Annotated in this window: 25 protein-coding genes; 10 read left to right on the top strand and 15 right to left on the bottom strand. The window is 41.8% G+C overall.

The genetic code is table 11. From position 1 onward, the window contains the following. Positions 1 to 110: 110 nt before the first annotated feature. Positions 111 to 1,565 (top strand): 16S rRNA (cytosine(1407)-C(5))-methyltransferase RsmF, encoded by a 1,455-nt coding sequence (gene rsmF / locus H5185_RS03440; protein ID WP_182741360.1) that lies wholly within the window; start codon positions 111 to 113, stop codon positions 1,563 to 1,565. 363 nt (positions 1,566 to 1,928) lie between these two features. On the opposite strand, the gene H5185_RS03435 is transcribed toward rsmF, so the two are convergent. From H5185_RS03435 to apbC, 9 genes are read right to left on the bottom strand one after another with little or no spacing between them, the layout of a single operon-like run. After that, a complete protein-coding gene (locus H5185_RS03435; RefSeq protein WP_124015886.1) occupies positions 1,929 to 2,717 on the bottom strand; it encodes a TatD family hydrolase in 789 nt (262 codons plus the stop codon). Positions 2,718 to 2,771: 54 nt separating this feature from the next. Further along, positions 2,772 to 3,098 (bottom strand): PilZ domain-containing protein, encoded by a 327-nt coding sequence (locus H5185_RS03430; RefSeq protein ID WP_124015885.1) that lies wholly within the window; start codon positions 3,096 to 3,098, stop codon positions 2,772 to 2,774. A 54-nt stretch (positions 3,099 to 3,152) separates the two neighbouring features. Further along, positions 3,153 to 4,127 (bottom strand): DNA polymerase III subunit delta', encoded by a 975-nt coding sequence (gene holB / locus H5185_RS03425; protein WP_182741359.1) that lies wholly within the window; start codon positions 4,125 to 4,127, stop codon positions 3,153 to 3,155. A gap of 28 nt (positions 4,128 to 4,155) precedes the next feature. Further along, entirely contained in the window at positions 4,156 to 4,803 is a 648-nt protein-coding gene (gene tmk / locus H5185_RS03420; protein ID WP_182741358.1) for a dTMP kinase, read from the bottom strand. Further along, positions 4,800 to 5,810: an endolytic transglycosylase MltG gene (gene mltG / locus H5185_RS03415; RefSeq protein ID WP_404948298.1), complete on the bottom strand. Its 1,011-nt coding sequence runs from the start codon at positions 5,808 to 5,810 to the stop codon at positions 4,800 to 4,802. Before mltG ends, tmk begins: the two co-directional genes overlap by 4 nt. Positions 5,811 to 5,814: 4 nt before the next feature. Further along, positions 5,815 to 6,642, bottom strand: a complete 828-nt coding sequence (gene pabC / locus H5185_RS03410; RefSeq protein WP_182722775.1) for an aminodeoxychorismate lyase — start codon at positions 6,640 to 6,642, stop codon at positions 5,815 to 5,817. Then, a complete protein-coding gene (gene dcd, locus H5185_RS03405; protein WP_124015880.1) occupies positions 6,642 to 7,226 on the bottom strand; it encodes a dCTP deaminase in 585 nt (194 codons plus the stop codon). Before dcd ends, pabC begins: the two co-directional genes overlap by 1 nt. A gap of 21 nt (positions 7,227 to 7,247) precedes the next feature. Next, positions 7,248 to 7,886, bottom strand: a complete 639-nt coding sequence (gene udk / locus H5185_RS03400; protein ID WP_124015879.1) for a uridine kinase — start codon at positions 7,884 to 7,886, stop codon at positions 7,248 to 7,250. Between the two features lie 9 nt (positions 7,887 to 7,895). Further along, entirely contained in the window at positions 7,896 to 9,011 is a 1,116-nt protein-coding gene (gene apbC, locus H5185_RS03395; protein WP_182722773.1) for an iron-sulfur cluster carrier protein ApbC, read from the bottom strand. Between the two features lie 156 nt (positions 9,012 to 9,167). On the opposite strand from apbC, the gene metG reads away from it, so the two are divergent. Beyond that, positions 9,168 to 11,219, top strand: coding sequence for a methionine--tRNA ligase (metG, locus tag H5185_RS03390; RefSeq protein ID WP_182697149.1), 2,052 nt, complete (start codon positions 9,168 to 9,170; stop codon positions 11,217 to 11,219). Between the two features lie 137 nt (positions 11,220 to 11,356). Here the strand turns inward: metG and H5185_RS03385 are convergent, their stop codons facing one another. Both H5185_RS03385 and H5185_RS03380 read right to left on the bottom strand, forming a co-directional pair. Further along, positions 11,357 to 13,282 (bottom strand): monovalent cation:proton antiporter-2 (CPA2) family protein, encoded by a 1,926-nt coding sequence (locus H5185_RS03385; protein WP_182697148.1) that lies wholly within the window; start codon positions 13,280 to 13,282, stop codon positions 11,357 to 11,359. 192 nt (positions 13,283 to 13,474) lie between these two features. Beyond that, on the bottom strand, positions 13,475 to 14,254 hold the full coding sequence (locus H5185_RS03380) for a Nif3-like dinuclear metal center hexameric protein (RefSeq protein ID WP_182741357.1): 780 nt from the start codon (positions 14,252 to 14,254) through the stop codon (positions 13,475 to 13,477). 434 nt (positions 14,255 to 14,688) lie between these two features. Here H5185_RS03380 and H5185_RS03375 point away from each other — a divergent pair, with 434 nt between their 5' ends. Next, complete coding sequence (locus H5185_RS03375; RefSeq protein WP_182741356.1) at positions 14,689 to 15,057, top strand: hypothetical protein; 369 nt, start codon at positions 14,689 to 14,691, stop codon at positions 15,055 to 15,057. Positions 15,058 to 15,156: 99 nt separating this feature from the next. Here H5185_RS03375 and H5185_RS03370 read toward each other — a convergent pair whose 3' ends face one another. Beyond that, entirely contained in the window at positions 15,157 to 15,591 is a 435-nt protein-coding gene (locus tag H5185_RS03370) for a glycine zipper 2TM domain-containing protein (RefSeq protein ID WP_124016006.1), read from the bottom strand. Positions 15,592 to 15,696: 105 nt separating this feature from the next. Between H5185_RS03370 and aat the strand changes: the two genes are divergently transcribed. From aat to infA, 3 genes are all read left to right on the top strand, one after another. Then, positions 15,697 to 16,404: a leucyl/phenylalanyl-tRNA--protein transferase gene (aat, locus tag H5185_RS03365; RefSeq protein WP_182722833.1), complete on the top strand. Its 708-nt coding sequence runs from the start codon at positions 15,697 to 15,699 to the stop codon at positions 16,402 to 16,404. Further along, a complete protein-coding gene (locus tag H5185_RS03360; RefSeq protein WP_124015873.1) occupies positions 16,394 to 17,113 on the top strand; it encodes an arginyltransferase in 720 nt (239 codons plus the stop codon). The genes aat and H5185_RS03360 overlap by 11 nt, the downstream gene beginning before the upstream one ends. A 79-nt stretch (positions 17,114 to 17,192) precedes the next feature. Continuing rightward, positions 17,193 to 17,411, top strand: coding sequence for a translation initiation factor IF-1 (gene infA, locus H5185_RS03355; RefSeq protein ID WP_011496276.1), 219 nt, complete (start codon positions 17,193 to 17,195; stop codon positions 17,409 to 17,411). A 395-nt stretch (positions 17,412 to 17,806) separates the two neighbouring features. Here the strand turns inward: infA and clpA are convergent, their stop codons facing one another. Together clpA and clpS are read right to left on the bottom strand one after the other, a co-directional pair. Further along, positions 17,807 to 20,065 (bottom strand): ATP-dependent Clp protease ATP-binding subunit ClpA, encoded by a 2,259-nt coding sequence (gene clpA / locus H5185_RS03350; protein ID WP_124015872.1) that lies wholly within the window; start codon positions 20,063 to 20,065, stop codon positions 17,807 to 17,809. Between the two features lie 42 nt (positions 20,066 to 20,107). Next, positions 20,108 to 20,416, bottom strand: a complete 309-nt coding sequence (clpS, locus tag H5185_RS03345; RefSeq protein ID WP_124015871.1) for an ATP-dependent Clp protease adapter ClpS — start codon at positions 20,414 to 20,416, stop codon at positions 20,108 to 20,110. Positions 20,417 to 20,612: 196 nt separating this feature from the next. On the opposite strand from clpS, the gene cspD reads away from it, so the two are divergent. After that, on the top strand, positions 20,613 to 20,819 hold the full coding sequence (gene cspD, locus H5185_RS03340) for a cold shock domain-containing protein CspD (protein WP_011637711.1): 207 nt from the start codon (positions 20,613 to 20,615) through the stop codon (positions 20,817 to 20,819). A gap of 145 nt (positions 20,820 to 20,964) precedes the next feature. On the opposite strand, the gene H5185_RS03335 is transcribed toward cspD, so the two are convergent. Next, positions 20,965 to 23,190 carry an NADP-dependent isocitrate dehydrogenase gene (locus H5185_RS03335; protein ID WP_182697144.1) on the bottom strand — a complete coding sequence of 742 codons (2,226 nt, stop codon included), beginning with the start codon at positions 23,188 to 23,190 and terminating at the stop codon, positions 20,965 to 20,967. 437 nt (positions 23,191 to 23,627) lie between these two features. Here H5185_RS03335 and H5185_RS03330 point away from each other — a divergent pair, with 437 nt between their 5' ends. The 3 genes from H5185_RS03330 (at position 23,628) to mnmA (ending at position 26,099) form a co-directional block, all read left to right on the top strand. Beyond that, positions 23,628 to 24,239, top strand: a complete 612-nt coding sequence (locus H5185_RS03330; protein WP_259396148.1) for a pseudouridine synthase — start codon at positions 23,628 to 23,630, stop codon at positions 24,237 to 24,239. Positions 24,240 to 24,271: 32 nt separating this feature from the next. Then, positions 24,272 to 24,745 carry an NUDIX hydrolase gene (locus tag H5185_RS03325; RefSeq protein WP_182697142.1) on the top strand — a complete coding sequence of 158 codons (474 nt, stop codon included), beginning with the start codon at positions 24,272 to 24,274 and terminating at the stop codon, positions 24,743 to 24,745. A 235-nt stretch (positions 24,746 to 24,980) separates the two neighbouring features. Beyond that, positions 24,981 to 26,099: a tRNA 2-thiouridine(34) synthase MnmA gene (gene mnmA / locus H5185_RS03320; protein WP_124015867.1), complete on the top strand. Its 1,119-nt coding sequence runs from the start codon at positions 24,981 to 24,983 to the stop codon at positions 26,097 to 26,099. Position 26,100: the final 1 nt, after the last annotated feature.

Here is a 26,100-nt window from a genome sequence, read left to right as displayed (position 1 = left end):
TCTAGTCAGTTTTACTAACGTTAATATACAGTAATCATTGCCGATCAGGGCGCACAATTCCGTGATATGATCGCTGCAATGACTGCAAAAATAATTTATCGTTTATTATTATGGCCCAATTAAATACAAACTTTATCAATCATATTGAGAAAGAGTTACCCACTCACTTATCTTTAGAAGAGTTTATCGCCTATTGCGACAAACCGCTTCGTAAATCTATTCGGGTGAATACACTAAAAATTAGCACCGCACAGTTCATCAATATCATGAGCCAAGCAGGTTGGCTGCTATCGCCGATCCCTTGGTGTGAAGATGGATTTTGGATTGAAGGTAAAGATGATGTTCAACTAGGTAATGCTATAGAACATATCCAAGGCTTGTTTTATATTCAAGAAGCCAGTTCTATGTTGCCACCGACGGCATTGTTTTCAAGTAAAGCCAACCCTGAAATTGTTTTAGATGTGGCTTCAGCCCCCGGCTCTAAAACCACTCAAATTGCAGCCTTAATGAATAACAGTGGCTTGTTAGTGGCCAATGAATATTCTGCCAGCCGAGTAAAGGTATTACACGCCAACGTGCTGCGTATGGGCGCTAGCCACACGGCTCTAACCCATTTTGATGGCAGAGTCTTTGGCGAGTATTTATTTGAAGCATTTGATGCCATTTTACTTGATGCACCTTGCGGCGGTGAAGGTACGGTTCGTAAAGATCCATTGGCCTTAAAACATTGGGATATTGAGGATGTTACCGCCATAGGCGAAACTCAAAAAGATTTGATCGAATCGGCATTTTTAGCGCTAAAACCCGGCGGGACCTTAGTGTATTCAACCTGTACTCTGAGCCAGTTAGAAAACCAGCATATTTGCCAACATTTACAACAAACCTTTCCTGATGCAGTTGAGTTTATCTCATTGGCGCAGTTATTTGATGGCGCAGACAAAGCATGTACCGAAGAAGGTTTTCTACATGTTTGGCCGCAAATTTACGACAGTGAAGGATTCTTTGTCGCCAAAATCCGCAAAACAGCCTCGGTTGAACGTCGAAAAAAACAGCCTAAGTCGCAAAAAAACTTCCCTTTTACGGTCGCAAACGATAAACAACAAATAGAGTTAAGGCATTATTTTAAAGAAAGTTTTTCAATCAATATCCCCGCCGACGACATCATTATGTTACGGGATGACGAGTACTGGTTATTCCCAGCTCAGTTTATGCCTTTTATTGGTAAAATGCGTTTTCAGCGTATTGGACTGAAACTCGCAGACGCAATGAAGAAGGGCTACAAAGCGAAACATGAAGCCATCATTGCCTTATCAGCATCAACATACGACGCCCCAAGAACCATTGAGTTGACAGCATCACAAGCTAAAGACTTTTTAATGGGACGCGATATTGCCAGCAACAGCTTTGATGATGCCATACAACAACGTTTGGCTATCACGACACAAGGCGAAATGTTAGTCAGTTATCATCACGCAGTATTAGGCGTAGTAAAGCATTTAGGCCATAGACTGAAAAACAATTTACCGCGAGAGTTAGTCCGCGATAACGTCAATCTAAGCCTATAACGACTTGTAACCAAGTCATTTTTAATCATGACGATAAACCCTATAATCAGTGGCTTGATGTAAAGATGAATTTAATATCAAATTAATAGTGATTTATTTGATTAAATTTCATGCAAAAACCAATCGACCTGACTATAGTTAATCAATGTTTGATTCACTATTTGGCTGCTTAAGCAATCTTAAGCAGCCACGACAGTAGCGCAAGGCTCTTAATCGAGCCCTTTCCCTAGACCCAGAACAATTGGATAGTTTTGGGTCTTTTTTTATCTTATTTTCCAATCAACAAGCAGCAATCCATTACCCCATTATATTGATTTAAAAGTCATTTAATGTGAGAAATGGATTATTATTGCCAGAATCTAGTTAGCGACCGATCAACTTAGCAGCATCTTTGAATAAATTAAAAAAGTTATCCGTGGTGTACTGCGCTAACGCTTCAAATTTTTCACCGCGTAATTCTGCAACAAACTCAGCTACATCTCGAACATAGGCTGGCTGATTCTCTTGGCCACGATGTGGCACCGGCGCTAAATAAGGAGAATCAGTTTCTACCAGTAATCTGTCTTTAGGCACTTGACGAATTACACTGCGAAGATCACCCGCGTTTTTGAAGGTCACAATACCTGAAACAGAAATATAAAAACCTAAATCGATGGCCGCTTTAGCCATTTCCCAGTTTTCAGTAAAGCAATGCAATACGCCGCCGACTTTGTCAGCGCCTCCAGCTTTAAGCATATTAATGGTATCTTCTCGGGCATCACGAGTATGAACAATTAATGGTTTATTCACCTCTACAGCTAAAGCAATTTGTTGTTCAAAACACTGTTGTTGCAAGGTTTTAGTATCATTTGAATAGAAGTAATCCAAACCCGTTTCGCCAATAGCCACTACGCGAGGATCGTCAGCAAAACGTTTAATGTCTTCAATGTTCAAGCCTTCTTGCACATCGAGAGGATGTACACCAGAAGACAAGAAAACATTATCAAAGGCTGACACCTTGTCGCGCATGGCTTCAAAGCCTTGTTGGCGGACATTGACGCACAATAAATAATCAACACCTTGAGTTTTGGCATTGTCCATAATGGATTGTAAACTGGCTGAGTCTGGGGCCGCTTTTAAACGGTCAAGGTGGCAATGTGAATCAATTAGCATGGGAATTCTTTCGCAACTACATTAAAAATAAAACAGATGCGCAAGAATACCTAGCTACATAGTGCAGGTCAAATCGCTAGAGGAAAGTTCGCTCGATAATAACTTTTCGATATGGTGTTTATGGCTTTCAACATCTGTTTTAATTTTAACCCCAATACCAGCAGGACGCCCACCGGATGCCCCTAATGGATTAATCCATACCACAGTGCCTTTAAATTCTGTGGCCTGGGTTGCATCAGGTAATCGATAAGCAATCGTAAGCTCTTGGCCTAAAAAATGACTTTCTGTAGTCGCAATAAATAAACCAGCAGGCTTAATAAACGGCATATAAGCACGATAGAGTTTATGTAATGTATCGTAGTGAACAACAAGATCGACCATAAGTAATTATTTTCATTCCATAAATAGGTTAGATGTTAGTATAACCAAATAGCGTTAATTGGTTAGCTTCCTAAATGCGAGAACATATTGTTGACACAATGCTTGAGTATTCACGCTGGGCATAGTTTCAAGCTTATGACACATCTTCATCACTTGCCCGCCAAGATCAATCACTTTAGCTTGAACTAACGGATTTAATGGCTGACGATCCGCTTTTACTTTACTACTTTTTAACACATATTGACGTAAGTACAAATACAAAACATTAAGTGCATCAACAATTTGTTGTTCCGACACCTTGAGTAAACTAGCACTTAAATGACCCGTTTTTAAACTGTGAGCCCAATCTTGGCGAAATGTTAGCAATTGTTGATAATGCTGACTGGTTAAACTGTTTGCTAACGCCAAAGGACCACCCACAACACTAAGACACCAAGTCACATCGTGAGTTTTACCCTCGGCATTGGCTGCAGGCAACAGCTGCTGCGCAGCTAGCCAGTGTTGGATATCTAACTTAGTCGGTTCAATAAATTTAAGAGTTTGGCAACGGCTAGTAATAGTCGCGAGTAACTGAGCTGATGTATTGGTTTGCAAAATGAGCACAACATCATCACCAGGTTCTTCAAGTGTTTTGAGTAATGCGTTTGCTGCGGCTAAATTTAAGCGCTCAGCATCAACGATTATCGCCACGCGCGCCCCACCTTGCTGAGCCGTTTGCGTTAATTTTTGACATAGCTGACGAATTTGATCAACTTTAATTTGGTTACCATCTGGCTCAATAATATACAGATCTGGATGATTACCAGCAGCCAATAGCAAACAGCTTTTACATTGACCACAAGCACCCACTGGGGTCAGTTGTTGGCAAAGTATTGTTTGTGCCGCAGCTTTAGCGAGCTTATCCCCCCCAAGCGCTCTATCAATATTGAACAAGTGGGCATGGCTAGTTTTACCGCGATAATGTTGATCAACAAAGCGCTGATGCGGCTCGGCTAACCATGGTAATTGGTCAATCTGATAATCACTCATATCGCCACATTATCCTTTTTTATAACAATCACAGCTCTGCCATAAGAACGGGCAAATGATGTTGTAATTGCATCTGTATATCATGATGAACCTGCGCCATAGATTGACTTGCATCGATAACCACTATGCTGTCATCCTCATGGGCTAATTGTAAGTAGGTACGCCTGGCTCGTTCGAAAAAATCAATCGCTTGCTGCTCAATTCTATCAAGTTTGCCGCGACTTGCCGCACGACTTAAGCCGAGTGTTGGATCGATATCTAAATACAAGGTGAGATGAGGTTTAAAGCCTCTCAAACAAGCATCACTGACCGCTTTGACTAAGGGCATTAATCCTCGGCCACCACCTTGGTAAGCCAGTGAAGATAAGTTATGCCTATCACCCAGCACCCACTTACCTGCAGCTAATGCCGGTTTGATAACATTAGCGATTAACTGTGATCGGGCAGCATAAATAAGCAAACACTCTGCTTCGTCACACAAGGGGTCAGTCTCATCAGCAATTTTAACTAAATCGCGCATTTTTTCTGCTAATGGCGTGCCGCCTGGCTCACGGGTACACACAGGAGCCTGACCAATATGGCGCTGAATAATATCATTAACCAGGGCTATCGCGCTTGATTTACCCGCACCTTCTAATCCTTCAATGACAATAAACTTGCCTTGCTGTTGACTCATTTTCTTTTTCTCTGAAATTCATTTACGGCATTGTTATGTGCTTTTAACGTGGATGAAAACACATGGCTACCATCATTACGTGACACAAAATATAAATAATTTACGTTAGCAGGATTGGCCGCTGCAAAGAGTGATGCTCGGCTAGGGGCAGCAATTGGCGTTGGTGGTAAACCATCAATAGTATAAGTATTAAATGCAGTCGCTTGGCGTAAATCTTTACGGGTAATATTGCCTTTATAACGCTCACCCATACCATAAATAACCGTCGGGTCGGTTTGCAAGCGCATGCCTTTTTTGAGTCGATTATTAAACACTGCGGAAACCCAATCACGTTCTTCAGGTTTACCAGTTTCTTTTTCAATAATAGAAGCAATAATCAATAGCTCATAGGGTGACGATAAAGCTAAATCAGGATCACGCCCTTCCCATGCTTGGGCTAAGCTCTCCTGCATCATGTTGTAACTACGATTTAATATGGTCTGTAAATTATCATCCGCATGATAATGGAATGTTTCCGGATAAAACTTACCTTCAGGCAAGCCAGATGTATCACCATGTTGTAATAACACTTGGTTAAAGTCATCTGCGTTTTTTGCTAAATGTTCAGTCGTTGCCAGAGTTTGTTGCCACTCAGCAATGGTTTTGCCTTCGATTAGGGTCACACTGAAAACCACTTGTTGGCCTAAATACAAACGTTTTAATAATGCTTCTAACGTATCGCCGGGGATCAATTGGTATAAGCCCGTCTTAATATTGGCAAACTTTGGTTCAAGTTTAACCAGGTATTTAACTTTCCAACTATCAGTAATCAATGATTGTTGCTCAAGCTGTTGCGCAAGCTTAATCACCGATGTGCCGGGCTCTACTGTCAGCGTCTGGCTTTCAGTTAACTGCAATGGCTGTTTTTGATAAGTCATTAGGCCAGATACTAGCCAATAGCCACCAATACAAGTCAAGGTGAATAAAGGAATTAAACTAGCTAATATAAATGTTTTTATTTTTTTAATCATATTATAAATTCACACTTAGAATTTGCCTGAATCGCGGTGTTTGCGTCCAACGGCTAAATTGAAAATCGTCAATGGCGGTAACATCAATCATGCCAAATAAACTGTTGGTTATAAATATATGCTCAGCAGCTTGAACATCGCTTAACGTAAGTCGTGTTGCCATCACAGCAATACCATGACAAAGCAGCGTATCAATGATGATTTCGCGCATCACGCCGCTGACACCCGCATGCGTTATTGCAGGGGTAAGTACTTGATTATTTTTGACGATAAAAAGATTAGCCATTGATGACTCAATCACATAACCATCACAATCAAACACCAACCAATCTTGATAAGTGTCAACTAGAGGTTGAGACTTAATTAGCACCTGTTCCAACCGATTAAGATGTTTTATGCCCGCTAAAAGTGGTTGTCTGCCTAGACATATCGATGATGATGCTAACGAAATGCCACTTTGCTGCCAATCAAGATAATGATCTGGAATGGCATTAACGGACACAACTTCAGTCACGTTTGAGCTTGACGGTGCTTGATAACCACGGCCGCCGACTCCGCGCGTGAGCAAAAGCTTAATACAATGTTGTGGGTATTGCCTTGCGAGTTGCTGCAGTTGCTCTATTAATAAATCACTGGCATGCCACTCAATACCCAAGCGTTCACAGCCCTGCTGCAAACGACAAATATGACCATCAAGGAATAAAATCCCTGCCGGCATATCAGCTGATGCGGTGCGCATAGTTGCAAACACACCATCACCATAAGCAACAGCACGATCAAATGGATTTATCGTGCCGTTCTCGTGATGATTAACCCAAACTGGCGCCATTATTTATCCTGGCTGATCCGGCTTGCGACAGCCTCTTGTTGATCTTTATATTTCGAACTTTTACGAGTGTTATAAGGGCGAGCGACCGCTGAACTTAAGCGCTCAAAATTAAGCGCGCCGATGGTCATGCCTGGGCGTAATGCTAATGGCAACTTGCCACTATTAAAGAACTCAAGCACGATTTTCCCTTGCCAACCAGGATCAATACGATGCGCAGTCACATGCACCATTAAACCTAAGCGTGCAAGCGATGAGCGACCATCTAACCAGCCGACAACGTCTGCAGGTAAAGTGACACTTTCATAGGTCACAGCCAAAGCTAACTCGCCAGGATGGAGGAAAAAAGCTTGGTCGTCAGCGATTTCAATTTTATCGCTCATAATTCGATCAAGGGCGATTTGCATTTCTGCACTGGGGCCACTTAAATCAATAAAAGGTGCCGTATGGTCTTTAAATACCCGAAATTGGCTGCCTAAACGGACATCGACACTGACACCTGAAATAGCTTCTATACCAGGGCGAGGATCGATGATAATGCTACCATTATCTAAACATTGCTCAATTTCTATATCGGTTAAACGCATGCGGCACTCTCTTAAATAAGGCTATCTAGCCAATAAATGCTGGATTCTAGTTTTTAAAATATCCGTTGCGATGCGGTTTTTACCACCACGAGGCACGATAATATCGGCATATTGCTTTGACGGTTCGATAAACTGTAAAAACATTGGACGTACTGTTCGTTTATATTGCGCAATAACGGTTTCCATTGTGCGGCCGCGCTCAGCAACATCACGGGTTAACCGACGTAAAAAACAAATGTCTAATGGCGTGTCCATAAACACACTGGCATCCATTAACTCACGAAGCTTAGGGTCGGTTAATAACAAAATACCTTCAAGGATAATGACTTTTTTAGGCTGCATGTTAAGCGTTTCACTGGTACGCGTATGCTCAGTATAGCTATAACAAGGAATACTAACGGCTTCACCTCGTTTTAGCTGAGTTAAATGAGTCGCTAATAATTGATGATCCAATGCTTTTGGATGATCGTAATTGGTTTTGACTCGATCTTCCATGGTCAAATGACTTTGATCCCGATAATAGGCATCCTCATTGATCACACCAATCTGATTGGTTCCTAAATCACGACACAATTCTTCAAAAATTGTTTTAGCAATTAAACTTTTACCTGAAGCCGACGCACCGGCAATCCCAATAATGACACACTGCTGAGAATTCATCTCTTAACCTTACTCGTCTTCTGATATGCTAATTTTTACGGTTGATTGTACTTGTTGAAGTGATAACTCAGCCCCAAGCTTGCGGGCAATTTCGCGATATATCCCTGACACTTCACTTTCTGGTTCGCTCATTACGCTCGGCGTACCATTGTCCATTGATTCACGAATATTGATATGCAGTGGCAGTGCGCCTAACAACGGCACGTTATAGCGTTTAGCTATTTCACTACCACCATGAGTACCAAATGGGTGTTCTTTATGACCACATTCAGGACAAAGATGGAAACTCATGTTCTCGATAATCCCAAGTACTGGGATATTGACCTTGTTAAACATGGTAATGCCTTTTTTAGCATCCGCTAAGGCAATGTCTTGTGGCGTGGTAACAATGACGGCACCGCTTACTGGCACTTTTTGCGACAAGGTTAATTGAATGTCACCGGTTCCAGGTGGCATATCGATAATCAAATAGTCTAATTCAGGCCATTGGGTTTCATTGAGTAACTGCGCTAATGCACCAGCCGCCATAGGACCACGCCATACCGCGGCTTCATCACCACTTAACATAAAACCAATTGATTGCGCAGAAATACCATGAACTAGCGCTGGCGTCATGTGCTTGCCATCTGGCGATTGTGGACGAAAATTAGGAATACCTAACATCAATGGAATAGACGGGCCATAAATGTCGGCATCCAAAATACCCACTTCAGCGCCTTCAGCTTTTAAGGCTAATGCAAGATTCACTGCGGTAGTTGATTTACCCACACCACCTTTACCTGATGCCACGGCAATAACTTGCTTTACGTTAGGAATAGGTGCAATAGCAGGCAGTGCTGAATAAACTCGAGGCTGAAAATCAATTTCACACTCCACTTCATCAATCGCGTCAAGTACAGCCAATTTATTGGTCACAGCCATCACAGTATCGCGATATTGTGTCATACACGGATAAGGATAAACTAAGCCTAATTGTAGGCGTTTTCCTTCTATCGACAGTGCGGTTACACATCCTGCACTCACTAAGCCTTTACGCAAATAAGGGTCTTCAAATGCTTCTAAAATATCTAACACTGGTGACAATAATTCATCACTTAATTGATAATTTGTATGTGTATTGACCAAAACGGCAACTCCGAAGTAGAAATTTGCTCAAGTGTATCAGAACTTGGTAAAAAAATAGCGACTATTAAGCTTTTTTAAGTCATGTTTTGGTGAAAAAAGTCTGCAAATCAGTTAGTATCAGGCAATATTTTTGGTGTAATTTGATATCGAGACAAAATGACAAAATCACAGCGTAAAATACTGGTCACAAGTGCCCTACCTTATGCCAATGGCCCGATCCACCTAGGCCACATGCTTGAGTACATCCAAACGGATATCTGGTCACGTTTTCAAAAATTACGTGGTCATGAATGCCACTACATTTGCGCCGACGATGCTCACGGCACACCGATCATGCTCAAAGCGCAACAAATGGGTATTACACCAGAAGAAATGATTGCTCAGGTTCAAAAGGAACATCAGCAAGATTTCGCCGACTTCAATATCCAGTTTGATAATTTCCACAGCACTCATAGCGAAGAAAATCGCGCCTTAGCCTGTGATATTTACCTAAAACTGCGTGATGGTGGTTACATCAAAACCAAAACCATTTCACAATTATATGACCCTGAAAAATTAATGTTCTTACCAGACCGTTTTGTTAAAGGCACCTGCCCAAAATGTAAGTCTGAAGATCAATACGGCGATAACTGTGATAATTGTGGCGCAACCTACAGCACTACCGATTTAATCAATCCTAAGTCAGCCGTATCTGGTGCAACACCGATAATGAAAGACACCGAACATTTCTTTTTTGACCTGCCTGCATTTGAAGGCATGTTAAAAGAGTGGATCCAATCAGGTTCCTTGCAACAAGAAATGGCCAACAAGCTTAATGAATGGTTTGATCAAGGCCTAAAGCAATGGGATATCTCCCGTGATGCACCTTACTTTGGATTTGAAATTCCTGACGCTCCAGGTAAGTTTTTCTATGTCTGGTTAGATGCACCTATTGGTTATATGGGGTCATTTAAAAACTTATGTAATAAGCGTGATGACTTAAACTTTGACGATTTCTGGGGCCTAGACTCAACCGCAGAGGTGTATCACTTCATCGGTAAAGACATTGTCTATTTCCACAGTTTATTCTGGCCTGCCATGCTTGAAGGCGCTGGTATTCGTAAACCAACTAGCGTGTATGCCCACGGCTATGTCACGGTTAATGGTTCAAAAATGTCGAAATCAAAAGGCACGTTTATCAAAGCGCGCACTTATCTAGACAATTTGGATCCTGAATACCTACGTTATTATTACGCCGCTAAATTAAACAGCCGCATCGATGATTTGGATTTAAACTTAGAAGATTTTGCCCAACGCGTGAACTCTGACTTGGTCGGAAAATTAGTTAACCTTGCCTCTCGTACCGCTGGTTTTATCAGTAAACGTTTTGACGGTAAATTAGCCAAGGTTACTGACAGCAGCCTGAGCGACATATTCTTAGCCAAAAGCGAGATTATTGCTGAATTATATGAAACCCGCGAATTTGGTAAAGCGATGCGTGAAATCATGGCGCTAGCAGATATTGCTAATGCTTATGTTGCTGACGCCGCACCTTGGCAATTAGTTAAGCATGAAGATAAACAACAAGAAGCACATCAGGTTTGCAGTAATGCATTAAATCTGTTCAGAATTTTGGTGACTTATCTTAAGCCTGTATTACCTAAGCTTGCCGAAAATGTTGAAGGATTTTTACAGTTAACCTTAACATGGGATAATTTGGCCCAAGATTTATCAGGCCATGAAATTGCACCATTTAAAGCCTTAATGCAACGTATCGAACCTAAGAGTATTGAAGCTATCATCGATGCCTCTAAAGAAAACTTGCAAGCCACTAATACGGACGCACCTAACACCGATGCGCCGACACAAGCCGTTAATCAATTAGAGCAAGATCCTATCAGCCCAGAAATAAGCTTTGAAGATTTTGCAAAAATTGACTTACGAATTGCTCGTATCAGCAAAGCGGAACATATCGAGAAAGCCAATAAACTACTGCGTCTAGAATTAGATTTAGGCGGCGAAACTAAGCAAGTATTTGCGGGTATAAAATCGGCTTATGCGCCTGAAGACTTAGTGGGTAAACTCACCGTAATGGTGGCAAACCTTGCCCCACGCACGATGAAGTTTGGTGATTCAGAAGGTATGGTATTAGCGGCTGGCCCGGGTGGTAAAGATTTATTTATACTTGAACCTCATGAAGGTGCGCAGCCAGGTATGCGAGTTAAATAACACTTAACTTCATAAAAAAAGACCGCTGCGGCGGTCTTTTTTTTAGTTTGCACGTTCATCAAATCAATAAGCAATTATTAATCATCAAAGCCATTGCAGCCAGTTAGCAGGTTCATCGACAATAATAAAATCATCCATTAATCATTAACGCTAACATCACCGTCAGATTTTTGGGTTAGCTTAATAGCATGCTGAAGATCAACATCTGCATGATGAGCGGCATTATCTTCATCCATTGCTTGTTTCAATCGCTCTTCATACAACATAAACAGTTTAATAAAATCGTTACTGTAGCGCTCACCTGCTGATTCTTTCAACCAAAAATCATATAAACGCTTTGAGGCTTCTTTTTCAACACGCTTATAGGTTGCCTTTCGTCTTAAAACATATTCTTCACTGTTACCAAGCAACTGTAACGAGGACACACTCAGTTCAAGTGCTGAATGATGGGTTTCTGATTCGACGATGTCAGCCCCGGCATCTTTTAACAAATGACCATGGCCTCGATCGAAGGCTCTGGCGACAATTTTCAGTTTTGGGTAAGTTTGATGCAAATATTTGACTAATTCAACGCTGCTTTCGCGATTATCGATAGCCACCACAAAAAGCGATGCTTGTTCTATACCGGCTGTTTTTAATAAGTCAGGTCGAGTGGCGTCACCATAATAGGCTTTAGTATTAATACGCCTAATAGTGTCCACTTGTGATACCTGATAATCGAGTACGACTGTTTTAATATTATTTGATATTAAAAAGCGATTGACCACTTGGCCAAAACGGCCAATACCCGCAATAATAACAGTGCCCTCATCATCGATATTATCTTGCTCACGTTGATTAGTTTTCACTTGAAAGCGCGGGTAAATGACTTTATCAAATAAAATGAATAGTCCAGGGGTTAAAAACATCGATAGTGCTACTACGATAGACAAGGTCTGAGCTAAGTCAGTTGGAATAACATGTTGTTGCACGCTAAAATTTAGCAATACAAAGCCAAACTCACCCGCTTGAGCTAGACATAAGGTGAATAACCAACGATCGCTGCCTTTAATCCTGAAAATCAATGCTAGCACGTACAACACCATCGCTTTTATCAACATCACACTTAAGGTGATGGCAATGATTTCAGCAAAATCAGCAAACAACACCGAAAAATCTATCCCGGCACCCACGGTGATAAAAAACAAGCCTAACAACAAGCCTTTAAACGGACCTATATTTGCTTCAAGCTCATGCTTAAACTCACTGTTTGCTAGCACCACGCCCGCTAAAAAGGTACCTAATGCAGGCGAGATCCCCACCAAACTCATTAATGCGGCAATGCCTATGACTAACATAAGTGCTGCAGCTGTTGATATTTCACGCGCACCAGACTCAGCAACGATTTTAAATAAAGGTCGGCTTAAATAATGGCCGCCCAACACCACGACACTAATGGCTAACAACAATACAATCGCATACGCCCACCCAGGTAGAGATGCCACTAAACTTAGCTGCTCGTGTTGTTCACTCATACTGCTTACAGCAGCTTGGGCTTGCTCAACTAATTCAGGTAAAGCCAATAACGGAATAAAGGCCAACATGGGAATAACGGCAATGTCTTGAAACAACAATACCGAAAAGGCATTTTTACCTGCATGAGTCTTATTGAGACGTTTTTCAGATAACGTTTGTAATACAATTGCGGTAGAAGACAGAGAAAAAATTAACCCGATAGTTAATGCAATACTCAATTGATAGCCAGCATAAATAGCACAGGCCATAACCGCCACAACCGACCCCACAACTTGCAGACCACCCAGTCCGAGTAAACGATTTCGCATCGCCCACAACATTTTTGGTTCAAGTTCTAAGCCAACCAAAAAGAGCATCATCACAACACCAAATTCAGCAAAATGTTGGATAGTGTTGGTTTCACTGCCCACTAAACCAATAATAGGTCCAATAACAACCCCAGCAATGAGGTATCCGAGTACCGACCCCAATCCCAATTTATTTGCTAAAGGGACGGCGATAACGGCAGCGGTTAAATAAATAAAGGCTTGTAAAAAATACTCGGTCATTTACTCAATCTCAAAGAAAGCAATATCATCCGCACACGCTCTATCATCAATGATACCGGCCACATTCAACATCAATGACCCAGTAACCTTGCCAGAGCGTCGCTACAACCATTTGTTATCTACACGATAGCAAAGTCTTTAAAACCATGCAGAACACAGTCAACACCGCTAAGCGCCAAGTTATTAATCCAGCTATACCGGATTTACAATATCAATAAAATGATGCTCTATATTGTATTTTTCCGCTAAGTGATTGCCTAACGCTTGAATGCCAAATAACTCAGTCGCATGGTGACCAGCAGCAAAATAATGTAAACCTTGCTCGATTGCGGTGTGAAATGTGCGCTCTGATACTTCGCCGCTAATAAACGCATCAACGCCCATTTGTGCAGCTTGATCAATATAGTCTTGCGCGCCGCCAGTACACCAAGCCAAGGTCGAAATCATTTTCGTTTCATCCCCTATGTGCAAAGGTTTACGGTTTAATACTGTATTAAGTAACTCGCTAAACTCTGCAACCGTCATTGGGTGTTCCAAATGACCATGCCATAATAAATCTTGAGCTACCTGCTCATAAACTCTTGGGCTAATAATGCCTAACTGTTGGGCTAATTGAGCATTGTTACCAACACCATGATGAGCATCTAACGGTAAGTGATAACCAAATAAACTGATATCATTTTCTATTAAGGCCTTGATCCGTCGATATTTCATGCCGGTGATCACTTCGGGCTCATTTTTCCAAAAAAAACCATGATGAACCAAAATAGCATCAGCGTTGACCTTTATCGCCGCATCAATTAATGCTTGGCATGCAGTGACACCGGTGACAATGGTGCGAATATCCGACTTGCCTTCGACCTGTAACCCATTTGGTGCATAGTCTTTAAAGGCAGAAACATTTAAAAAACTATCAAGATAAGACGCTAATGCTTGGCGAGAAACAACTGATGTCTGATGATGTGTGGACATAAAACCCCTAGAAATTAACTAATCTTAAGCAACAAAGATATAAACTTATTCGTATAAACCATGCGGACTTAACCGATATTCACTCAGACGATAGCGATCCATACTGTACACCATGGCGATATCATCAGTTTAACCGAATACTGTCGCTCTCGCGAAGAATATCCAAGCTAAAAATTAATTTAAAAAACAAAAATAACCACCAAATAAATTAGGCTTGAGCCGCCAATAAGTACAGTCGATTGTCAAATTCAATCAATATTAAATCCAGATTAAATCGAAACCTAATGATGCTGAAATATCACTCTACTCGCTGATAAAATCAACTTCCGGATGGAAAATCCGCCAATTTATAGCTCAATTGGACTTTTGATGCATTAACACTTTAAAATTAGCGACAACCTTAATTTAACATGACAACCAATAGGTTATTTACTATGACAACATTGAATAAAGAAGAGGTCATCAGCCAACTACAAACGGCACTAGAACGACAATCTGGTAACACAGTATCAATTGAGCAAGCAGGCAGTTGGTACAAAATTGACGGCCAGAAATCTGTGCGCTTTAGCGAACTTGAAACAATGCTTACACAACTTACTGCCTCGACGACAAATAAACAGCCTGCGGCAGAGATGCACAAACCTATCGCTAAACCTGCAGCCAAGCCAATCAACAATGCGGCAGCAAAAAAATCACCCAATCGCCAAGCTCAAATAACTTCAGGCGGTTTAACGCCTAAGCAGTTATGGCGTCAAAAGCTCGAGCACACTTCAGGTAAGCAAACATTACCTCGTGGGTTTTAATCACTTTAGCAAAGTAGCCAATGTACTGTTGCAAATGGATTTTGCCCTTGTAATACACAAAAGGAGCCTAGGCTCCTTTTTGTTTTATTGCGTATGTCATCACATCGCCAAATCAACCCTGACATAACCGCTTAAATAAACCACTCTCACTTCATCACCGGCAGCAAAACGCATCCCCGGATCTGCATCTTGGATAACCATAACTTGGCTTCCGTCTTCTTGTTTTATCATGAGTTCAACTAATTTAGTTTCAAGATAATACTGTTGGTTTCCATGCTGACTGCCTATACCGCCACCAATTAATGCCCCTAAAACGGTAGCTACATCTTGGCCTGAACCGCCACCGAACTGATGCCCTATAACTCCACCGACTAAGGCGCCACCAAAAGTTTTCCAGCCGCTATGGCTGTCTTCAACGAGCTGTTTTTCAGTGATGTTTTTGACCGATTCAATCTGACCATAGATGACTTTTTCCACGGGTACGGCTTGATTTCGCTCATAAGCAGCTTGGCTTTGACCACAAAACAAGCACATAGTCAGTAAAACTACAAAAATACTCTTCACATTGACAGTTATGATTTTAAACATGATCAATATCCGCTAAGTTAACGATAAGGTATGCCAAATAATATACTCATTTTGAACTCACTGTCTTATTTAAATCAATCCATCGACTTCCCGCCACCAGAGCTGGCGCTTATCGATCCCAATGGCTTATTAGCCATTGGGGGAGATTTACGTCCAGAGCGCTTAGCAGAAGCCTATTATCAAGGTATTTTCCCTTGGTTTAATGTCAGTGATCCCATTTTATGGTGGTCACCAGATCCTCGAGCGGTATTTGAACCTCGTCATCCATTTGGCAGCAAAAGCTTGATTAAGTTTCTTAAAAAATCCACCTGGCGATACACTATCAATCATGCCTTTTTAGATGTCTTAGCCGGTTGCGCTCAGCCACGAAGTTCACAGGATGGCACGTGGATTTCTGCCGAAATCCAAATGGCTTATTATGAACTTCATCTGCAAGGTCTTGCGCATTCTATTGAAGTCTGGGATGGCGACGATTTAGTGGGTGGGCTTTACGGTATTCCAGTGGGCAGTGTTTTTTGCGGTGAATCGATGTTTCATCGGCAAACTAATGCATCAAAAGCTGCATTTGCTATACTGAATCAACACTTGGTGAAACATGATTTTCAACTAATTGACGCGCAAGTAATGAATCCACATTTATTAAGTCTTGGGGCTATGGCGATACCAAGAAGTGAGTTTTTATCCATACTTCACTGCGGCCGCGATCAAACAAAGTCAGCATCCATATGGATCAAACAAGAGGTGTTTATTGAATTCTAAATCGGTTAGTGTCGGCATAAGCCAACCTTTTGATTGCAACTATATTGAAGGCAATAAAGAGCAATTATTGGTAATCCAAGAACCACAAATAGACCCATCGCTGTTTGAACAACTTCTTGCGATGGGGTTTCGTCGCAACGGTAACGCAATTTATAAACCACGCTGCCCGAGTTGCCAATCTTGCCAATCTATTCGACTGAATGTGAATGATTTTGTGTTGTCCAAACGCCAAAAAAGAACCTTAAAAAACAACCGAGACTTGCATTGGAAGATCAGTCATACATCACGGCCAGAGCACTATGACTTATACCAACGCTATATCAATGAACGCCATAGTGATGGCCCTATGTACCCGGCATCACAAGCTCAATATGATGATTTTTTACTATCAGATTGGTTACCGCCAATGTTTATTGAACTGTTTGATAAAGACCAATTAATTGGCGTGGCGGTGACCGATGAGATGGCGCAAAGTTTCTCGGCCATATACAGCTATTTCGACCCAGACTACGCAGAACGATCACTGGGTTCGTTGATGATTTTAATTCAATGCCAATTGGCTAAGTCGTTAGGTAAACGATTTTTGTATTTGGGCTATCAAATTGATCAAAATAGAAAAATGAGTTACAAACGCCAATATCGTCCATATCAAATTTTAACGGCTCTTGGTTGGCAAGTTGGCGAAAATCTTACGCCTCTTTCTTGTTAACGGCCTTTACAGTTCGGCGTTTTTGGGGCATGATACGCCCGATTTTTTCATATTTGAAGGCTAATGGGATAACTAATTAATGGCGAAAGAAGACAACATTGAAATGCAGGGCACTATCCTTGAGACCTTGCCAAATACAATGTTCCGCGTAGAGCTTGAAAATGGACATGTGGTGATAGCCCACATCTCTGGCAAAATGCGCAAAAACTACATCCGTATTTTAACGGGTGACAAAGTCACTGTACAGTTGACACCTTATGACTTATCTAAAGGTCGTATCGTCTTCCGCGCACGTTAATCGCTAGCCTCAACAATGTAAAAACCGACTGCCTGTCGGTTTTTTTGTTGTTATACCAAACTGCATAAATACAGTGTATTCAACGTAACGCAACACGCATCAAACAAGACGAATGTTCAACGTAATGGGTAACCCTTTTATCAGACATTCAACCAAGCATCGCGATGGTTGTAATCCGTTTTGCAGAAGCACCTCATACGATCCACTGCTATGTTTATTGATTTAAAAGGGGATACCCATTTTGTTATCAATACCCATTGAATTGAACAGTAAGAAATGCTTTACCTTGATGACTGATTTATTGAAGCAACGGTAATAGGCGCAATTAACACGCATAAAAAAAGATGACCCATGGGTCATCTTTTTTAATAGCATATTGTGAATCAAATTGATTATTACGAGACTTTTTCCAACGACTCGCAATCGATGTTGATCTCACCATCTTTGACGTCAATATGCGCAATACCACCTCGTTCAAGCACACCGAACAAGATTTCATCGGCTAACGGACGTTTAATCAATTCTGTCACCACACGTGACATTGGGCGCGCACCCATTGATTTATCATAGCCCTTCTCAGCCAGCAAGGTTCGCGCTTCATCACTGACATCCAGGGTGACACGTTTATCATCTAGCTGTGCCTGCAATTCCACTAAGAACTTATCCACCACTTTGGCAATAACTGTCATGTCTAAATGGTTAAACCAGACGATTGAATCTAAACGGTTACGGAACTCAGGTGAAAACATCTTATTGATTTCAGCTAACGCATCTTGGGTGTGATCTTGCTGTCTAAAACCAATCGATTTACGAATAGTTTCTTGTACACCAGCATTGGTGGTCATCACTAAGGTGACATTTCTAAAATCAGCTTTGCGACCGTTGTTGTCGGTCAATGTCCCGTGATCCATGACTTGCAATAGTAAATTGAATACATCCGGGTGTGCCTTTTCAATCTCATCAAGCAACACCACACAATGCGGATTTTTAATCACAGCGTCGGTGAGCATGCCACCTTGATCATAACCAACGTAGCCAGGAGGCGCACCGATTAAGCGTGACACGGTATGACGTTCCATGTACTCAGACATATCAAAGCGGATCAGTTTAAGGTTAAGACAATTGGCCAATTGATTGGTCACTTCTGTTTTACCTACCCCTGTTGGGCCTGCAAACATAAAGCTTCCTACTGGCTTTTTCTCAGAACCTAAACCACTGCGCGATAAGCGTATGGCAGCGCTAAGGCTCTCAATCGCTTTGTCTTGACCAAATACAACCATCTTAAGGTTACGTTCAAGGTTGCGCAGCATATCCTTGTCAGTCGACGATACCGACTTCTCAGGAATACGGGCTAACTTAGCAATGATGGCTTCAATTTCAGCTTGGCCAATGGTCTTTTTACGTTTGCTTTGCGGCATCATCACCATACGAGCACCGGCTTCATCAATCACATCAATCGCTTTGTCAGGTAAATGACGATCGTTGATGTGCTTCGCCGATAAAATAGCCGCACTGCTGATAGCTGCTTGGGTATAACGCACACCATGATATTCTTCGTACTTGGATTTAAGCCCCATCAATATTTTGGTGGTTTCGGCCACAGAAGGCTCATTGATATCAATTTTTTGGAAGCGACGAGCTAAAGCGCGGTCTTTCTCAAAAATACTTTGATACTCTTGGAATGTAGTCGATCCCATGCAGCGTAACTTACCACTAGACAATAATGGCTTGAGTAAGTTAGAGGCATCCATGACACCACCAGACGCGGCGCCAGCACCAATAATGGTATGGATTTCATCAATAAATAAAATCGCATGTTCATCTGCAGCCAATTCTTTCAACAAGCTTTTAAAACGCTTTTCAAAATCACCACGATATTTAGTGCCCGCTAATAACGAGCCTAAATCTAGCGAGTACACGGTGGCATTAGCCATCACATCTGGCACTTGTTTATTGACAATCCGATAAGCCAAACCTTCTGCAATAGCCGTCTTACCGACGCCAGCTTCACCCACAAGCAAGGGATTATTCTTGCGGCGACGACACAGGGTTTGAATTGCACGCTCAATTTCAGCATCACGCCCAATAAGTGGATCGATAATACCGTCTTGCGCAAGTTGGTTTAAATTGGCGGCAAATTGCGCCAACATGCTGCGATCTTCGGCAGTTTCAGATTGGTCTTCAACACGTTCTTGATCTGGTGATTCACCAGAATCATCTTCTTTAGCCATGCCATGAGAAATAAAATTCACTACATCTAGGCGAGTAATATCACAACGGCGCAACAAATAAACCGCTTGTGATTCTTGCTCACTAAAAATAGCCACCAGCACATTGGCACCGGAGACTTCGTTGCGACCAGATGATTGCACATGGAACACCGCACGCTGCAGAACACGTTGAAATCCCAAGGTAGGTTGAGTTTCACGTTCTTCAGTCGATTCAGCAATAATCGGCGTGGTTTGTTGAATGAAATTAGCCACTTCTTCACGTAAACGATTCACATCCGCACCACAAGCAATTAATGCTTCGTAGGCAGAGGGATTGTCGATCAGCGCTAATAATAAATGTTCTACCGTCATGTATTCATGACGTGAATCTCTAGCTTGCTGAAACGCTAGGTTCAAGGTGACTTCCAGGTCTTTGTTCAGCATAAGCACCTCTTAAATTTAACCACAGACTATGAGAAATCGATATTATGCTTTCTCTAACGTACACAGTAACGGATGTTGGTTTTCTCTTGCAAACTGATTTACTTGAAAAACTTTTGTTTCTGCTATTCCAAATGGAAATACACCACACAATCCTTTACCTTGATTATGAATAGCTAACATTATATCAACAGCTTGCTGTTCATTTTTCTCAAAGAATCGTTGTAATACTTCTACCACAAAATCCATTGGGGTGTAATCATCATTATTTAACACCACTTTATACATATTGGGCGGTTGTAGTTCAGATTCAACCTTTTCCGCAATATGTTCTACGTTGCCTAATTTAGCCATTGTTTAATACTAGCCTCTCGTTTGGTTCCCGACCACTTGATATTGTTAAATTAATTAAATGTTGCCTTTTTGTTAATTAGCTCTTGACTTCTTTTCGTACAAATTTCATTCTGTTTGCTAGGCGGCGAATACTAGACCGCTGGATAATAAGTTTTACTATCTTACTGGTAAGTAGACAACAGAAGGAAGTGGAAGTATGGCAAACGGAACTGTTAAATGGTTCAACAACGCCAAAGGATTCGGGTTTATTTGCCCTGATCAGGGTGGTGAAGATGTATTTGCGCACTATTCAACTATCGAAATGGAAGGTTATCGTACCTTAAAAGCAGGTCAACCTGTATGCTTCGAAGTTGAAGAAGGCCCTAAAGGAATGCATGCTTCAGCCATCTCGCCAACAATTTAATTGGTGAGACTATAAAACAAAAAGACAGGGATTTTAATCCCTGTCTTTTTTTATTATCTAAAAAACGTCAAATTTATCAATTTAACACCTTGATACCAAGATGGATTCATTAAACAAAAATCACGTTTAGTGAGCGGTTATGCCCTTAACCAATAACAAATTGGTTTAATGTTGCACTAGGACGCATGGCGTGTTCGGCTTTAGTTGCATCTAAACGGTAATAACCACCTAAATCAACTGCAGGACCTTGTGAACCATTCAACTCAGCAAGGATAACCGTTTCATTTATAGCCAATGATTGGGCGAGTGGAGCAAAATGCGCTGCCAGCTCTGCATCCTCAGTTTGCTCTGTTAATGCTTGTGCCCAATACATCGCTAGGTAGAAGTGACTACCACGGTTATCGAGTTCGCCTACGCGACGAGAAGGTGATTTATTGGTGTCAAGGAACACGCCAATAGCCACATCTAAGGTATCTGCTAGCACTTGCGCTTTAGCATTGTTTGTTGTTTGGCTTAAGTGCTCTAAAGAAGCCGCTAGTGCCAAAAACTCACCTAATGAATCCCAACGTAAGTGACCTTCTTTCTCGACTTGTTGCACGTGCTTAGGCGCTGAACCACCGGCACCTGTTTCAAATAAGCCACCGCCACTCATCAATGGAACGATAGACAACATCTTTGCACTGGTACCCAGCTCAAGAATTGGGAATAAGTCTGTTAAGTAGTCACGTAATACGTTACCCGTTACAGAAATAGTATCTTCACCTTTAATAATGCGCTCTAAAGTAAAACGAGTCGCATCTTCTGGAGTCATGATTTGGATGTCTAAACCTGCGGTATCTTGCTCGGCAAGATATACAGTCACTTTCTTAATTAACTCAGCATCGTGAGCACGATTGCTGTCCAACCAGAATACTGCAGGTGTGTTGCTTAAACGCGAGCGCTTAACGGCTAGCTTAACCCAGTCGCGAATAGGCGCATCTTTCACTTGGCACATACGGTAAATATCGCCAGCTTCAACGTTATGACTCATTAATACATCGCCAGCTTGATTAATTACATTAACCGTACCTGCAGCTTTAATTTCAAACGTTTTATCATGGCTACCGTATTCTTCTGCTTTTTGAGCCATTAAGCCCACGTTAGGCACGCTGCCCATAGTGGTCGGGTCAAATGCACCGTGCTTTTTACAGAACGAAATAGTTTCTTGATAAACACCGGCGTAACTACGATCTGGGATCATTGCTTTGGTGTCTTGCAACTGGCCATCTGGGCCCCACATTTTACCAGAAGAGCGAATCGCTGCTGGCATTGAAGCATCAATAATGATGTCGCTTGGTACGTGTAAGTTGGTGATACCTTTGTCTGAATCTACCATTGCAAGTGCTGGACGAGCAGCATAAACAGCAGCAATATCAGCTTCAATTTCGTTGCGCTTAGCTTCTGGTAAAGTACTGATTTTGGCATAGACATCACCAAAGCCATTGTTTACATCTACGCCGAGCTCAGCAAATAATGCGCCATGCTTATCAAATACATCTTTAAAGAACACTTTCACTGCCAAACCGAATAATATTGGGTCAGATACTTTCATCATGGTGGCTTTAAGGTGTAAAGATAATAAAATATCTTCAGATTTTGCCGCTTCAATTTCACGAGTATAAAATTCTACAAGGGCTTTTTTACTCATTACTGAAGAATCAATCACTTCGTCAGCCAATAGTGCTAAACCACTTTTCAGAACAACGTCTTTACCGTCTTGCTGAGTCAATACGATATTGACTTTATCTGCTGTTGCTAAGGTTACAGACTGTTCGCTACCGTAGAAGTCACCTTCGCTCATATGAGCAACGTGAGACTTAGAATCACTGGCCCATTTACCCATTGAATGAGGGTTTTTCTTGGCGTAGTTTTTCACTGAGGTTGGTGCACGACGGTCAGAGTTACCTTCACGTAATACTGGGTTTACTGCACTGCCTTTAATTTTGTCGTAACGTGACTGCGCTTCAACTTCAGCGTCATTTTTAGGCTCATCAGTATAATTAGGAATGTCATAGCCTTTTGCTTGAAGTTCAGCAATACATGCTTTTAACTGAGGCACTGACGCACTGATGTTAGGTAACTTAATGATGTTGGCTTCTGGCTTGTTAGCCAATTCACCTAATTCTGTTAACGCATCGGCAATTTTTTGCTCTGCGGTTAATTTTTCAGGGAAGTTAGCAATAACACGACCCGACAAAGAAATATCACGCGTTTCAACTTTCACACCTGCTGCGTCAGTAAAAGTACGGATAATAGGCAATAAAGATAGCGTAGCAAGTGCCGGCGCTTCATCAGTTTCTGTGTATATGATCGTTGGAGTGTTATCTTTCATTTTATTTCCTACATTATTGTAAATTAATAATTTATTAGAATAAATTGCGTAAGCATTTGACGGGCTTTGATGGATAACACTCGCATAAGTAAGCCAAGATCAGCGATCTAGGTCCACTTGTTATCAGCCAAGTATGTGAAATCCCCTATCCCATTTTTTATTATATTTTGTTCTCAAACCTCTGAGATTTGACGGTTAAATTCGCCAGCTCAGAATGATAAATTAGGCACAGATCACAATTTTTAGGCGGACATCATAGATCATTCTTAATAATTTTCAAATTCCACTAAGGGCGAATACGCAGTAAACTAACATAAATTGATTTATATTCGCTTACTTATCACTCACTCGTATTAGCAAAGGATGTTAACCATACCTTTATGGCAAAAATCGGTAAATTGAGTCCATTCAAAAAAACATCTCCCTACAAAGCAGACATGTCGACAAAAGCTGGCAATCGCAGCAGGGTGAAATCGCGTCCGCCGCAAAAACCTCGACCTGAAAATCCACTCATTGTGTTATTTAATAAACCTTTTGATGTGTTGTGCCAATTTACCGATGAAGCAGGCCGGCAAACATTAAAAGACTTTATTCCAGTTGCAGATGTTTATGCTGCCGGGCGTTTAGACCGTGACAGTGAAGGTTTATTGTTACTCACCAACGACGGGCAATTGCAGGCAAAGTTGACTCATCCAGCTAAAAAAACCTTCAAAACCTATTGGGTCCAAGTTGAAGGTGAGCCGTCAATTGACACCATTAACGCACTTTGTAATGGCGTAGAATTAAAAGATGGTATGACCTTACCTGCAAAAGTCAGTCTGATGGACTCACCCGCGGTTTGGCCCAGAAACCCACCAGTGCGTGAGCGCAAAGCCATTCCAACAAGCTGGCTAGAAGTACAGATTTGTGAAGGTCGAAATCGCCAAGTAAGGCGCATGACGGCACATGTCGGCCATCCAACCTTAAGACTAATCCGTTATAAAATAGGCCAATGGTGTCTAGATGATTTACCAAATGGTGAATATAAACTGATCAACACACCAAAGTAATCGCTGGCAGACACTGTATACAAGAGGACAAGATGACTGAACGTTATAAACCTAATACCACTGTCGCTTGCGTGATCCACTGCCAAGGTAAATTTTTATTGGTTGAAGAACGCATTAACGGTGCCATTAAATTTAATCAACCGGCTGGGCATTTAGAGGCAAATGAATCGATAATTGAAGCATGTGCTCGTGAAATAGTCGAGGAAACCGGACTCGCGTTATCACCTCAAGCCATTGTCGGCATCTACCAATTTAGCGCCTCGGACGAGTTAGCCTTTGTGCGCTATACATTTTGTATCGAACTGTCTGAGCAACGCCAAGCGCTTCCTCTGGACAGTGCCATTATAACCACGCACTGGCTAAGCCTAGCTGAAATCATTGCCCTTGGTAGCCAGCTTCGTAGCCCGCTAGTGGTAAAAAGTATTGCAGACTTTGTGCAGCAAGCCGATAAAAACCACCCATCACAGCACACCCCTCTGTCACTGCTGAATGTCGATTACTTTTAATGACTGGTGTCAGGCAATTTGCCTGCACCTCAAGATAGCCCATTAAGCGAATGCGTGATAGAATATGCGCCGCACAAATGTCATGTTTACTCAGCATTATCGGAATCAATCGGTTCAATACGTGCAAGCAACAATATCCAACATCTCGACCAACAAAAATCGAGTGCAATTGCCTTGAAACATTGGCATTGCGGCACCATATACACACTATCTATCTTCAAGGTTTTTAGGATTTATGACATCAATCAACCCAGCATCAAACGGTAAAAAAGTCATTGTCGGTATGTCCGGCGGCGTAGACTCTTCAGTATCAGCTTACTTGTTAATGCAGCAAGGCTACGAGGTTGAAGGTCTGTTTATGAAAAACTGGGAAGAAGACGACACTGATGAATATTGCGCAGCGGCCGATGATTTAAAAGATGCACAATCGGTATGTGACAAGCTCGGAATTAAAATGCATACCGTTAATTTTGCTGCAGAATACTGGGACAATGTATTTGAATACTTTTTAGCAGAATACAAAGCGGGCCGTACACCGAACCCTGACATTATGTGCAATAAAGAAATCAAATTTAAAGCCTTTCTTGAGTTTGCCGACGACATTTTAGACGCCGATTACATCGCCATGGGCCATTATGTCCGCCGTCGAGACAACAGTGATGGCAGCGTTGAAATGCTCCGCGGTGTTGATGGTAATAAAGATCAGAGCTATTTTTTATACACCTTAAGTCATGAACAAGTCAGTCGCAGCTTATTCCCGGTTGGCGAACTTGAAAAACATCAAGTTCGCGAAATAGCACAAAAACTGGGATTAATTACTCACGACAAAAAAGACAGCACTGGCATATGCTTTATCGGTGAACGCAAATTTACCGACTTTTTAGCCACCTATTTACCTGCACAGCCTGGAGATATTGAAACCTCTGAAGGCGAAGTCATTGGAACTCACCAAGGTTTGATGTACCACACGCTTGGACAACGCAAAGGCCTTGGCATTGGTGGACTTAAAAACAGTAATGAAGACCCATGGTATGTGGTTGAAAAAGATTTAGTCCGTAATGTGTTGATTGTAGCGCAAGGGGGCAACCACCCTCGCCTGATGTCCAACGGCATGACAGTTAATCAACTGCATTGGGTCGATCGAAAAGGTCCCGCCAATCATTGCCATATCACAGTTAAAACTCGTTATCGTCAACGTGATGTCGGCTGCACACTCTCTTATGATGACGCCGAAAACATTACCGTGATGTTTGATGAACCCGTTGCCGCTGTGACCCCAGGGCAATCAGCAGTATTTTATGATGGTGACATCTGTTTAGGTGGCGGCATAATCGATACCTTAATCCGAGGATAAT

The sequence above is a fragment of the Shewanella sp. SG44-6 genome, from assembly GCF_014164185.1.
In the GTDB taxonomy this organism is placed as follows: domain Bacteria; phylum Pseudomonadota; class Gammaproteobacteria; order Enterobacterales; family Shewanellaceae; genus Shewanella; species Shewanella vesiculosa.
The sequence above is the reverse complement of the archived record's forward strand: the minus strand, read 5'-3'. Positions and strand labels throughout refer to the sequence as shown.